Source organism: Amycolatopsis sp. NPDC049252, from assembly GCF_043197175.1.
In the GTDB taxonomy this organism is placed as follows: Bacteria; Actinomycetota; Actinomycetes; order Mycobacteriales; family Pseudonocardiaceae; genus Amycolatopsis.
Genome location: NZ_JBICSQ010000080.1, coordinates 24508 through 37567, shown reverse-complemented (window position 1 = coordinate 37567; position 13060 = coordinate 24508). Strand labels below are relative to the sequence as shown.

Genomic DNA, 13060 nt, shown 5'->3' with positions numbered 1-13060 from the left:
CGCACCGAACGCCGAGCCGACGTGCATCGAGCCATCCTCAGCCTGGCCTGCTCCATGATCTGCCTACGCAAACTCATTCTGAACTGACCCCTAAGCCGTCCTCTTAGCCCGCACGCGTAGGGCGGGGCGAGGGTGGGTCGCCGCAGTCTGGTCGAAGAGACGGAGTAGCGGCGGACGGCCAGGAGAGCACGGTGACGATAAGCCGCGAGCACGCGGAGATCGGCCGCCTGACTCGGGCCGGAACGCCAGCTGGCGGAGGCGCCGGGAAGGGATCCAGCCCGACCAGGTCGACGACCTGCGCACGATCCTCTACGGGTACCGTGCCGACGCCGCAATTCGAGCAGGAGGAAAACGTACTTCACGTTCCTGGCCGAGGGAGTGTCACTGCGGTATGAAGACGGCTTCGGTCGCTCGGGAGCCTGCTCGCGTGGGGTTCAGCGGCCGCTTCATGGGGGCCGATCGAGCGTCCCGCGGCGCGGGTGCATCCTCGGCAAACGTGACAAAAAGTAGTCAAAATGTAGTCTTTTCTTGCAGTTCAAGAGGGGCGTTAGACCGTTTGTCGCACGCTGACGACCGCTGAGCGTGACGACGTTTAGTTGATCTCTTTCTCCTGTGAGCCTTGTGCAGAGTGATTGTTCTTGCTGTCGGGTGGTGACGGACTATGACGAGCGAACTCGACGTTGCGGTCGACGAGGTGCCATGGAACGAGCTCAAGCCGTTCATGTCGGTCATCGTGCTTCGGTGCGTTGATGATCCGGCGCTCGCCTTCGGTGCCCTCGTCCGCCTGCTGAGGAAACCGGGACGGGCGCGGCAGGGGATGAGCGTTCGCACCGTGGCCGAAAGCGAGTTGAGTCTGTCCGGTGACGAAGCCGTACCCGGTGTCGGCTCGTTGGAGTCGCTGCAGGTGGATCAACTTTTCGGCTGTGTCCGTCGGCAGCAGAGCCGGCCTGGATGGGTTCTGCCGACCTCGGAGTACGTGAACGTGTCTCATGAATTGATCGTCGCTCTGCGGCGAGGCGAGCTGATGGCCGTGCGCGCGGACCGCAATGTGTTGGACAGGCTCCAGAAGGAGCTCGACAAGGCGCCGCGGCCGCCGCTGCGGCGCCTCGCGGCGGGGGTTCTCGAAGAGGCCTTCATGCAAGGTGCGGCGAAGAACATCTGGATGCGGTCTACTCAGCGCAGGAGCGCGCTCCGGCCGACCAGCAAGGCGATCGGCGGCGACAACGTCGGCGTGGCGCTCGATCCTGTAGAAGACGCTTTTTTCGCCTGGGATGCGGCGCGCTGCGAGATGCCTGACGACCCCGAAGTCGTCTATCTCAAGGGCAAGGTCGGCATCACGGTCAGCAATTCGCAGATCTGGTTCAAGGACTCGCCCGACTTCCGCACCTACGTGCTCACGATGGGCGAGATCCTGGATGTCACTGCGGAGGTGATCAAGGCGCCCACGGGGTTCTCCGCATTCCCGGAGACCGCCCACGAGGTCTTCGACTTGAGCGAAGTGTCCGAAGCCTACGAGGTACTCCCCGTCAACCTGGATTCGCTCCCGGAGTCGCTGCGCGGCGGCGAACAGGTCGAGGAGGCCGCTGTGTTGCTCCAAGACGCGGTCCTCAATGTCCAGGAGGGAGCCGGGGGCACGAGGTTCAAGCTCGACGTGGGTCTCGGAGGTGTGATCGGTGGTCGGCTGGTCGCGAGCCTGAATCGGTTCGACGACCGGTTCTACCTCGATGTCGGGTTCGACCGAGGGGCGCGTGAGCCCTCGCTCGAAGCTCGAGATGTTTGTGCGGCTCTCAATGTCGGTCAATTGCTCGAGGTCTATTTCGCCTCGGGCCACAAGTACTCCTTCGGGCGGCTCTGGAAGGAAGATTACTCACCCACACCCTTCCCTGGCTGGGCTTGGGAGAGCTTCGACGGCTACGACATCACGAAAGAAAAACCGGGGAAGCTGCAGTCGACACCGGAGATTCACGAAGCGATCGCCAAGGCAGGCGATGACTCGCTGTTCGCGTGGATGGTGGAGTACTGCAGCGAGGGTTGGCTGATCTGTGACGACAGCTCCGGCGAGGCCGCTGACTTCTTCCATATCGATGAAGAAAATTTGTTGCGCGTGTTTCACGTCAAGGCATCGAGCAACGGGTCGGACAACCGTGGTGTGAAAGTCGTGGACTACGACGTGGTGGTCGCGCAAGCTCAGAAGAACATGCTGTACATGGACAAGGAGTTGCTGGCTCGCCGACTGGCAAGTACTACCTTGAAGGCGCCTGCCTGCTGGCTCGACGGCGTTCGTGTCGACGATCGTCGTGCCAGCTTCCTGGCGAGATTAGAGGCGAGCCGCGGCAAGGGCACCACCGAGGTGGTGATCGTCCAGCCCAACCTCAGCCGGACGTTGTACGGAAAGCTGTCAGAGGACATTGCGAACGGCGTCGTCAGCCAGAATACGCTCCGCCTGCAGTTGCTGGAGATGCAGCTCAAAATGGCGCGCCTCGCCGCGGTCAAGTACGTGACCGACCTGACCGTAATCGGCAGCGGCTAGCACTGAGGTTCGCACTCCGCACGCGTGTTGAGACGATCAGGACGAGTCCTGGTTCGACCCACCCGTGCCGCAACGAATCACCGCAAGGGCTGCACGGCCCCGGAACGAGAGTACGACGCACCGATCAGGCAGCGGCTCGAACGATGTGCCGCCTGGTCCAATCGAGCAGTGGCATCGACCGAAATTCTGTTGTACATCTTGGTCGCCGAGCTCGTTCGACGGCACTGCGTGCTGTGTCCGGTGTTGGGGCCGCTTCGAGGGCGTAGTTGGCAGGTATGAGCGGACCCACGACGGTATCCGGGGCTGAGGCCGTCGCTGCCGCTGCGGCAGATGGGTGATTCCGCGGCACAGGTAGTAATACGGATTGCTGGCGAACGATCTTTCTCGGTAGATCGCAGAAAGCGCTTCGGCCGGAGAGGCGTGGGTAGGGGGATTTCGATGTCGTCGCTGGCCGAGCCGTGGGAGCCGTCGCTCGACGGCCGGGACGTGCTGATCCCGACCGATGACGAGTCGATCACGCGGAGGCGGCGTGCGCTCGCTCCGATCCAGGTGCTCACCGACATCGAACGCACAAAGGGTGCTCTGGACGGTGCGCACTGGGACCACTACGACTTGTTCACCATCTCGCTGGCCGTGATCGACCAGGTGGCGCTGGCGATGGGGATCTCCGCTGGGCGGACCTGGGAGGAGACCCTCGAATACGCGATCAGCCAAGCGGCGCGACAGGTGTCGGACGCGCAGGAGGCGGAGTGGGCGTCAGTCGCGGAACGGGTGCTCGTTTCACTGGTCACGACGGACGTCGAAATCGTCAAGCACCTCGTGCACACGGCGACCGACCCGGCATGGCGCAACCAGCGCTTCCGCCTGCTCTACCTGCACCCGACCGGCAGTGAGGGAATCGAGCACCTGCGCGCTTCCGAGCAGGCGATCAACATCTTCGTCGAAGCACTCGACCTGGACATCGAGGCCGCGCAGATCGCCAACGAGGCGCAGCTCAACGCCTTGATCGCGCGCGGCGCGGTCGAGTCGGCCGTGCAGATCGCCAAGCTCGCCCGGTACCGGTCGATCCAGTACCAGGAGCGGATCCGGCGGATCGTCGCCGACACGCTGATCGATCCGGACGCTCACGACTGGCTCGGTGCGGTGCCCGTTCTGCTGCAAGACGCGCTCGAACACGTCAAGGATCGGCTCGACGCCGAATCAGCGCTGCTCGACGCAGTCGCGGATCGTCGCGCGCAGCTCGACGACCAGACGAAGCTGGACGCAGCCAACCAACTGATCGAAATCCTGCGGGAATGCCGTCGACGCCACGACGAGCTGCACCGTCACCTGATCGGTGCGCGCAGTCGGCTGCGGGAGGCACTGGACGATCGGTTCCGCCGCACGCCGCGAACGGCACGACGATTCGATCTCGGCACTGACTTGCTGGCGCCCTACCTCGCGCGCAGCACCGCCGTCGCCGCCGGAGTGGCCGATCGTTTGGTGGCTTGGTGCGGCGGACTGCCGGTTCGCTGGTGGCCTTCGCTGTCCACGCTCACGGACGAGCTGTGCGCCCCGGTACCCCCGCCACGGCTGGGCGAGGAGTACCAGCCGCCTGAGTTCGGCAGTGAAATCGACCGCGAGTGGTGGGAGTGGTACGAAGACACGGTGGAGGCCGTGCTCGCGGGCATCGATGGTCCGATCCGGCTCTCCCAGCTTCTGAGGCGGGCCGATCGCATCGCTGCCGAAACCGGGACCGAGCCGGATGAGCCACCGCTGGACGCAGGCTTGCTAACCGCGGCGATCGTGCACGCGGCGCACCGGGCGTGGGCTGCGCGGCTGGCCGGGCGGTCCGCCGGCGACCGGGTCGTCGTGGCGGTCACCACCGGGGCACGGATCGACAGCGGCGACATCGGCGCCGACGACCTTCTGCTGGTACCAGGTGAAGTACTGGCGGACATCACCGAGCCGCCGGCGGCGGCACTCGCTGCCCGACCGGTCATCGGCGAGGACCTGGGGGAAGGGGCAGCCGGATGAGGCCGTCGACCGATGACATCGACATTGGGAAGTTCTTTGCCTGGGCTGCCCGCCCCCGGGAAACGCCAGCCCGCAGCGAAGAGCTGCATCGCATCGTGAGCCGTTACCTCGATGAGCCCGACTTCGCGGCGGCCGTGGATCGCGTGTTCTCCGGTGCGGGGCTCGATCTCCAGGTGGACGGCCGGGACGGCATCATCGTCACCGCTCGGCACCATTCGCTGGTGCGGTTGACCACAGGCGACATCGTCAGGCGCGCCCAGCCCTCTCAGCGGACCGTGATTGGCGCTGTCCTGCTGGCGGTGGCCCGCACCGCCTACCCGGAAGCCGGCATGGTCGACGACCCCGATCGGGTCGCGGTGTTCACCACCCAGTCCGTTGTGGACACCTTGGACCGGGCAGCGCAGCGGCTGGCCGACGAGTCCGGTGAGGACAGCGACGTCGACGATGACCTGGTGGAGGGCTGGCGCCGGTGGCTGGACCTCCCACCGGCCAGACCCAACGCACAACGACGGTCAGCCGGTGACCGGGCCGGCGCAGTGAACCGGATCTGCAAACTGCTGACGGAGGCCGGTTACCTGAACGCCCGGGGCGACACGGACGGAGGCACCTGGTCGGCACGGCCGAGGTTCCGCCACGCCGTGGCCACTCTCACCGAGGACTCGGATCTCTACTCGCTGGTCAATGATTTGCCCGCGCCGACCGAACACGGTCCGGCGGATCCGCGATGACCGGCACACTGTTCACCACCCCGGTCGAACCGCCCGCTATGCCGGTGCCGCCGCTGAGGTTGCGGCGGATCAAGCTCTGCGGGGTCGGTCCGGAGGGCGCCCGGTTCGATCCGCTGGATCTCGACTTCACGACCCACGACGGTGCGGCGGCGCGGGTCCTCCTCTCCTTGACCAACACCGGCGGCAAGTCGACCTTGATCACGCTGGTGTGCAGCCTGATCGTGCCCGCCGCGCGGGCGCAGGTCGGTGGCAAGGTGCTCGGCGACTACGTCCTCACCGGCGACACGTCGCACATCGTGTGCGAATGGGAGGACGCCACCACGGGCAGGCGCACGGTGACAGGCGCGGTGATGGAATGGAAGGACGGCAGGCGGCAGCCTCCGCACGCGTCCCGCTCGACGAGCAACCTGTTCCGCTCCTGGTACCTATTCACCACCGGGTCTGACCTGCCGGGGCTCGACGAACTGCCGTTTTTCGCCGGCGATCGCAGACAGCCCTACCGCGCGTTCTGCGGTGCCGTCGACGAGCTGATCGCCACCCATCCCCGTGCACAGGGAATCCTGACCGACACGCAGCAGAAGTGGACGAAGGCCCTCGAAGAACGGACGAGCGTCGACCCCACGCTGTTCGGCTACCAGATGCGCATGAACGACTCCGAGGCCGGCGCGGAGAAGCTGCTGAATTCCTTTGATTCGCCGGACAACGTTGTCCGGTTCTTCGTGGCCGCGCTGAACGACCAGCGTGAGCTGGAGACCTTCACGTCCAGCCTCGAGGAGTACGCCGGACTGGCTTCCCAGCGCGCCGATCTGGAAGCGATCGCTGGCTTCGGCGCGGAGATTGCACCGCTCATCGAGCTCGTCGCGTCCCGACGGTCGGATGCAGAGACCACTGGCGCCTTGGCGCGCCAGGCACACGCTCGCGGCGGCGAGCACGCTGCGGCCTTGGATAACCGCATCGAGCGCGACGAAGCGTCTCTGGTCGAGCTCAAGGCGTCGCTGGAGGCGGCCAAGGCCGAGGCCAACCGCGCGCGCCAGGCCTATGGCCGGATCAGCGACATTCGGCTGCAGCTTCTACTCGAGGAGGCTCGGGCGCGGACCGGACTCGCTGTGCAAGCCGTCGAGTCAGCGGACGTCGAAGCGGTCAAAGCGCAGAAGCACGAGCAGGCGTGGCAGGCAGTCGACGCCGTCATCGATCTTGAGACCGCTCGCCAGGAGAGTGCCGCCGCGGAGCTCGCCTACCAGGCTGCGGACGCTAGTCTGGATTCGCTACGCGCCGAAGTCGATGACGCGGCGGCGCGCACCGCTGGCAGGCTCGACGCCTTGGCCGTCGAATCGACCGAGCTCGCGGAATCGGCGGATGCGGAGGCGCAGGCCGCGAAGGAACTCGCGAATCATGCCGCGAACCAGCTGGTCGATCTGGCTGGTGAACTCGAGCGCCTCAAGAACGACCTGGCTCAAATCAAGCGGAAGCGCGAGGACGCCGAGCAGCAGACGGCGGCGGCGGTCAATGCAGGCTGGCTGGACGAGGACGAAGCCCCGGATGCCTGCAAGCGTCGTTGGCAAGACGCCCGTGGTACGGCGTCTCAGGCAGCTGAGCGGGCCGACGCAGCCGCCGAGACCGCGGACCGAGCTGCAGAACGCCTCGGAGCCGAGATCGAAGAATTGGACCGTGAGCTCGTCGGCCTCCGGTCGATTGCGCACGATGGTCAAACCAAGCTCACGGGATTCGACGGCGACCTGGCCGTCATCGGGGACGAAGAGATCGTCGTGGACCTGATCGGTGGCCGTCCATCCGACGGCGCGGCGGTGGTTCGCGCCGCGAAGTTGGCGATGGAGTCGGCGCAGGACGCTGACGTCCGGGCTTCGCAGCATTCCGAGCGGGCCCGCAAGGCGACGGAGGAACTGGCCCTAATCGACGGCGCAGGGATCGCGCCTGCCGGGCCGGACACCTTGGCCGTGCTGACGAGACTCACCGAGGCTCGGATCGGGGCATCGACCGGCTTGAGCTGGATCGAACGCAACGTCGCAGATCCGGACCGGCGCGCCGCGTTCATCGAGAACCGGCCGGTGCTGGCTGGTGGTGTGGTCATCAGCGACCCAAGCCGGTTCGAGGACGGGGTCGCCGTCCTGACGGCGCAACCAGTGCACACCAGGACGCCGGTCACTGTCCAGCTCGCCCCGTCGGCGACCACAGTGCTCGAGGACGAGCCGGATACCCGGCACCACGTCGTGGTGCCGCACCGTGCCACGTGGGACCGGGTCTGGGCAGCCGAGGCACGACAGGACCTGGAGCGCACCGCTCGTGAGGACGGCCAGGCTGCGCGTGACGCCCTTGAGGCCGCACGGCAGTACCGCGACGCTGCCTCGCATTGCTTGGACTTTGGCCGGCGCTGGGGCCAGACCACCCGAGAAGAGCTGGCTCAAGCTCTCGACGCCGCTTCGGAAGCAGTTGCCGGAGCGGAAGAACGCCGTGAAACCCTGGTGGCAAAGCGGGAAGGGCACCAACAGAAGGCCCGATCGGCCCGCGTCGAAGGCAACGAGCAGCGTCTTCTCAAGCTGAAAGCCGGTCAGCACGTGAACGAGGCTGCGGCACTCGAAGCCGTCGTGGGAGCGGCCGGTGCGGCCGGTGCGGCCGCTGCTCTGCTGCCAGGGCTGAACAGCCGGCGTGCTCGGCTTATCGACGAACAGAACAGCGCGAAAGCGACTGTCGAGAACGCCGGCAGCATCTTCACCCAGCAGACCCAAAGAGCCTCGGACGCACGAAGCGCCTGTGCGACCTACCAGCGGGATCGGGCGCAACTGGGCGTCGACGAGGCGGCTGCCGACCCCGGCGGCAACCTCGAGGTGCTCCGGGACGCGTGGCAGGCCCTGCGGACGGAGCTGGCAAGTGCCGAGCAGGGAATGGTTGAAGCCGACGCACGGAACCGCGCGCGGAAGCGGGTCAGCCAGGCAGTGGCACGCACGAGCCAGTTCGATCCGCCGGTACTCGCCGACGCCCGGGCACTGGCCGCGACCAGCGAGGCGTCGTCACAAGCCAGCCGGGTTGGCGCCCAGAAGCGCGCTCGGACGGACTCCGACACCAAGCGAGCCGTCTTGGCCAGCGCAAAGGCCGACCTCAAGGAAGCCGAACGAATCCTGGCCGAGGCACAGCCGGCAGGCTCGGACCACCAGAACCACATCGATCTCGCCGGAACGGAGTGGCAGCCCGGCGGGCCCGATGACATCCCGGCCCTGCTCGAGCGGCTGGAGATCCGCAATGTCGAGCTCCGCACCATTCGCGATGAAGCTGAGACCGCGGAGAACGAGGCGCAGGAGTTCGTCAAGGCGGTCTCCGAAGACGTCGATTCCCTGCGGGACATCGCAGGCTTGTGGACCGCCGGCAGACTGCCGACTGCCCGCGTCTTCGAAGGCACGAAGAGCGTCGCTCGTGAGCAGATGCGGACGTATCTCGCCCAAAAAGTCACCGCTGACCATGACGATCGCGCCGCCAAGGAGCAGCTGCAGGAGGCCGTCATCGCTGCACGCAGCAGTGCGCTGAACGTCCGCTGGTCGGCGCTCGAAGCAGCGGCAGCCATCCGGGTCCGGTCATTGCCGGAGCCCGACCTGGTCGCCGAAGCGGAGAGTCTCGCTAGAAGGATCCGGGCCATGGCCGAGTCGGCCGCCGCCGATCTCGGAGAACTCGACAAACACCGGGCCATCCTGCGGGACAGTCTGCTTTCGCTCTGCCGCGACCAGCGCCGGATGCTGCGTGAGGTGTCGCGATACTCCAAGTTGCCTGACGGGCTCGGCGACCTTTCCCAACAGCCTGCGATCAAGATCCGGTTCGACGAGGCGCCGGACGATGAAGCCGCAGCCCGCCTGGCAACTCGCATCGACAGCTGGTCAGCCGAATTGAGCGGCAACCCGAAGCGGGCCCGGTCGTCCGAAGTCCGCGCTCGGTGGCTCGCCGACGCCGTCCGTGAGACCGTGCGGGACCGGACCCGGGCCGGCGCGTGGTCGATCGAGATCCTCAAACCGTCGATCGACGGCCGGGTGCGCTACTGCCCGCCGGACCGCATCCCGATCGAGTTCTCCGGCGGTCAGGTGCTCACCCTGGCCGTGCTGGTGTACTGCGCCCTGTCCCGTGTCCGGTCCGCGCACCGGCTGGGCGGCCCTCGGCCGGCCGGGACGCTGCTCCTGGACAACCCGTTCGGTGCTGCGTCGGCCGAAGCGCTGATCCAGATGCAACACCGGCTCGCTGCCCATTCCGGGGTCCAGCTCGTCTGCGCGACCGGCCTACACGATCCGGCCGTCGACGCGGCTTTTACCGGCGACGGTTCGGTGATCGTGAAGCTCCGGAACGACGGTGATCTGCGCCGTAACCTCTCCTACCTGCAGTTACGCGCCACGGTGGTGGACGGCGTCGACGTCCTCGATGCCATCACGCGGGGGCGTGACCGAGCCTTGGCCCGCAACTGGGTCGACGCGACCCGGTACGAGGTGGGCGGATGATCGTCCGCCCGTCCGAGATCGCCGCATTCCGCGAGGCAATCCTCGATGCGAAAGCTGTGAAGATCGAGTTCGACGTGCTTTGGGAGTTGTGGAATCGCGCCGCGCCGCGCTTCACCGGCGACCCCGGGCAGGCGGCCGCGCTGAAGGACGCGCTGGTGGAACTGTCCGATTCTCTGGTGATCGAACTACCGAAGCAGGCCTGGGACAAATCCACGGTTCCCGCTTTGCCACGCCACATTCTCGTTCCGGCCTCGCGGCGAGCGGGCAACGAGCGAACCTGGATGACGTTTCCGTGGTGCCGTCGGCTGGGCTGGGTGTCGTCGTTGTCGACGCTGCAGCCGGGCCTCTTCGACGACTTGGTGGCGCTCAACGAGTGGTTTGGCCGGGTCGAACCGGCGACGCTTCCCATTGTGCCAGTCCGCTACCGCTCCGCCGAGATCTTCGCCAGGGAGAAGCGGCTCGACCAGCTGGAACGGACCAAGCTGTTCGGTCCTGACCGCCTGAGTCTCGAGATGCTCGGGTGCCGACGGCTCGCCCCACCTGCTCCGGCCGCCGCGGTGGGCCCGGGGCCGGACGCACTCATCGTCGAAAACAGCGATACATATTGGGTGGCCGTGGAGGAGCTGAGGAAGAGTTCCGGCCACGACATCGGCGCGGTCGTCTGGGGTTCCGGCAGGACATTCCCGGTACAGGTCCCATCGCTTGCGGTGGACGTCGCCGGGCAAGGACCGGTGCGAGGCGTCGCGTGGTACTGGGGAGACTACGACCCGGTCGGCACGGCGACCGCCGTGGCGGCGGCCGGCTCGGCTGCCGATGTCGAAGTCCGGTCGGCGGCGGGCCTGTGGAAGGCGATGGTGGGGCTTGCCGTACAGGAGGCCGGTACGTTCGACTGGACGAACGCGGCCGGTCAGGAGTGGCTCGGCCGCGACCTGTGGGACCACTTGTCCTATGTGCGGTCGGCGGGTGGGCGGATAGCCCAGGAGCTGGTCCCGGTCGACGCCGTGTCCGCGTGGGCCGCTGGCCCGGCTGCTTAAGCGATTGGCTTGGCATGGCTTGGATCCGCTCGCCGTCGGCGACATGCTTGGCGCTTCTGCACGTCACGGTCCTCAAGGTTGGAGTTTAAGTGCAGGTTGCTGCGTTCGCGTTGTCTTTAGTCGCGTTGTTCGCGTCGCTCGTGAACACTCGACGGCAGATTCGGTTGGCTAGACATTCGAATTCACTGTCGGTACTTGTTGACCTGTTCAGGGAGCATAGGAGCGATCGGTTGGCTCAAGCGCGCAGGTTCGTCTTCTATGAGATCGGCGGGTTCGACTTGAGCCAGGGGCTAGCTTGCCTTCCATTGGAGCAACAGGTGCTCGTTCGCGACCTAGCCTGGTACTACGACAACGTGGGTGCGCTGGTGCTCCATGACGTTGTTGACCTCGAGCCAGTCGCGGGATATCTCGGCGGCTCCATCATTGACACATGGGAAAAGATGTGCCCGCTCATCGAGGCGGAGCGCGCTAAGCGAGCGGATTCAGGATCGGCGGATCCTGGGCGTTGGCAGGAGTACTTTCAGTACCTCTACAACCTGGTGGAGATACGTCGCCCTCAATACGCTCGCGACAAGAAGCTTCGGGCAAGTGAGAAAATTCCCCTTCGAGTGATGATCAGGAGAAAGTTGATGAGCGAGGATTCACCTTTGAATTAGTCGTAGAACGGGATCTGGCGCGGCTCTCCGAGGCGAGTTCTGTCCTCGGTCGACCGCCTCGGAGGGAACAACCCTGCGCGTCTTCGACCTGTCGGTTCCTGAAGTCGGCCCACGCATCTGGCCTGCGGCGACAGGCGCGTTTGACGAGCAGGGCATGATCGGCAGCCATGGTGCTGCGTCTGCTTTACCTGATTTTTCCTCCGGCTGGTGGGCCTGCTGGTGTTGCTCGGCCGCTCGTCGGAGTCGAAGGACGTCGAGTTGCTGGTGTTACGCCATGAGGTCGCTGTGCTGCGCAGAGAAACCTCGAAACCTCGTCTGGACTGGGCCGATCGGGCTGTGTTCGCCGCGCTGGTTCGGCTGCTGCCCAAGGCGCTGTGGATACACCGGTTGGTTACCCCGGGAACGATCCTGCGCTGGCATCGGCGCCTGGTAGCCGCGAAGTGGACCTATCCACACCGGGTCTGGCGTCCGCCTGTCGACGAGGTGATCGCTGGGCTGATCGAACGGATGGCCAGGGAGAACCACCGTTGGTGCTACAAGAGGATTCAGGGTGAGCTGCTCAAGCTCGGACACCGGGTCGGTTCCTCGACGATCCGGCGGATCCTGAAGCGGGCACGCATACCTCCCGCGCCGGCCCGGCACACCGACACAACCTGGCGGCAGTTGCTACGCACACAGGCCTCGACGATGCTGGCCTGCGACTTCTTCCACGTCGACTGCGCGCTCACCCTCAGAAGAATCTACGTGTTCTTCGTGCTGGAAGTCGGCAGCCGCTATGCCCATGTGCTCGGCACGACCACGAACCCGGACGGCAGGTGGACCACACAGCGGATCCGCGACCTCGTGATGGAGCTCGGCGATCGAGGCGACGACTTCAGGTTTCTCATCCGGGACCGGGCCGGTCAGTTCGCGGCCTCGTTCGACGCCGTCCTGACTGACGTGGGCATCGAGACGGTAAGGATTCCGCCGAGCTGCCCGCGGGCGAACTGCTACGCCGAGCGGTTCGTGCTCACGGCCAGAACCGAGCTCACCGATCGCATGTTTGATCGTGAGCGAGAGGCATCTGCACGCCGTGCTCGCCGAGTACGTCCGGCACTACAACGGTCGACGACCACACCGTTCCCGCGAGCTGCGCCCACCCCGGCCGACCCACCCCGTGGCAGACCTCAGCTCGCATCGGATCAAGCAACAGCAGGTACTCGGAGGCTTGATCAACGAGTACGAACGGGCAGCGTAAAGCTGCTGGTCAGAACCGGTGACAGACTTATGGAACCCCACAAGTTCAGCCGAGGAACAGGCGTGTAGATAGCGAGCAATATCGTCCTCGGACACTGGGTTCGTGTCCCTAGGGACACGAACCTTGTCGGTCAGCTGACGCGTGATCACTTCCCGCGATGTCGGTGCCCTCTGGTATGATTTGAGTATGTTTGTCCATGGGGGGACCGTCGCCGAACTGGCTGATCAGCTCAAGTCGGCGTCGGCAAAGGTTCGTCGCTCGTTGCACTGAGCGCTTCGTCCAGTTGTGCGGCCGGCCGCCTGGTGGCTCTGAGGAGCTGAGCTGGCACAAGAGCTGGCCGTGGCTGTTCCACATGCTCCGGCAGGCTGG

The 13060-nt window shown here is 65.8% G+C and carries 7 protein-coding genes; all 7 read left to right on the top strand.

The features are described from left to right. Positions 1–661: 661 nt before the first annotated feature. The 7 genes from ACGFMK_RS41095 (at position 662) to ACGFMK_RS41065 (ending at position 12759) form a co-directional block, all read left to right on the top strand. Positions 662–2530 carry a hypothetical protein gene (locus ACGFMK_RS41095; RefSeq protein ID WP_392774932.1) on the top strand — a complete coding sequence of 623 codons (1869 nt, stop codon included), beginning with the start codon at positions 662–664 and terminating at the stop codon, positions 2528–2530. Positions 2531–2968: 438 nt separating this feature from the next. Then, positions 2969–4546, top strand: coding sequence for a hypothetical protein (locus tag ACGFMK_RS41090; protein WP_392774930.1), 1578 nt, complete (start codon positions 2969–2971; stop codon positions 4544–4546). Next, complete coding sequence (locus tag ACGFMK_RS41085; RefSeq protein WP_392774928.1) at positions 4543–5274, top strand: hypothetical protein; 732 nt, start codon at positions 4543–4545, stop codon at positions 5272–5274. The genes ACGFMK_RS41090 and ACGFMK_RS41085 overlap by 4 nt, the downstream gene beginning before the upstream one ends. Then, positions 5271–9764 carry a hypothetical protein gene (locus ACGFMK_RS41080; RefSeq protein ID WP_392774926.1) on the top strand — a complete coding sequence of 1498 codons (4494 nt, stop codon included), beginning with the start codon at positions 5271–5273 and terminating at the stop codon, positions 9762–9764. Before ACGFMK_RS41085 ends, ACGFMK_RS41080 begins: the two co-directional genes overlap by 4 nt. Then, entirely contained in the window at positions 9761–10798 is a 1038-nt protein-coding gene (locus ACGFMK_RS41075) for a hypothetical protein (RefSeq protein WP_392774924.1), read from the top strand. The genes ACGFMK_RS41080 and ACGFMK_RS41075 overlap by 4 nt, the downstream gene beginning before the upstream one ends. A gap of 230 nt (positions 10799–11028) precedes the next feature. Further along, positions 11029–11454: a hypothetical protein gene (locus ACGFMK_RS41070; RefSeq protein WP_392774922.1), complete on the top strand. Its 426-nt coding sequence runs from the start codon at positions 11029–11031 to the stop codon at positions 11452–11454. 207 nt (positions 11455–11661) lie between these two features. Continuing rightward, complete coding sequence (locus ACGFMK_RS41065) at positions 11662–12759, top strand: transposase (RefSeq protein ID WP_392774920.1); 1098 nt, start codon at positions 11662–11664, stop codon at positions 12757–12759. The last annotated feature ends 301 nt before the right edge of the window (positions 12760–13060 follow it).

Coding starts and splice junctions, on each gene's coding strand:
- ACGFMK_RS41090 (WP_392774930.1), top strand. CDS start 2,969: ATGTCGTCGCTGGCCGAGCCGTGGGAGCCGTCGCTCGACGGCCGGGAC.
- ACGFMK_RS41085 (WP_392774928.1), top strand. CDS start 4,543: ATGAGGCCGTCGACCGATGACATCGACATTGGGAAGTTCTTTGCCTGG.
- ACGFMK_RS41080 (WP_392774926.1), top strand. CDS start 5,271: ATGACCGGCACACTGTTCACCACCCCGGTCGAACCGCCCGCTATGCCG.
- ACGFMK_RS41075 (WP_392774924.1), top strand. CDS start 9,761: ATGATCGTCCGCCCGTCCGAGATCGCCGCATTCCGCGAGGCAATCCTC.
- ACGFMK_RS41095 (WP_392774932.1), top strand. CDS start 662: ATGACGAGCGAACTCGACGTTGCGGTCGACGAGGTGCCATGGAACGAG.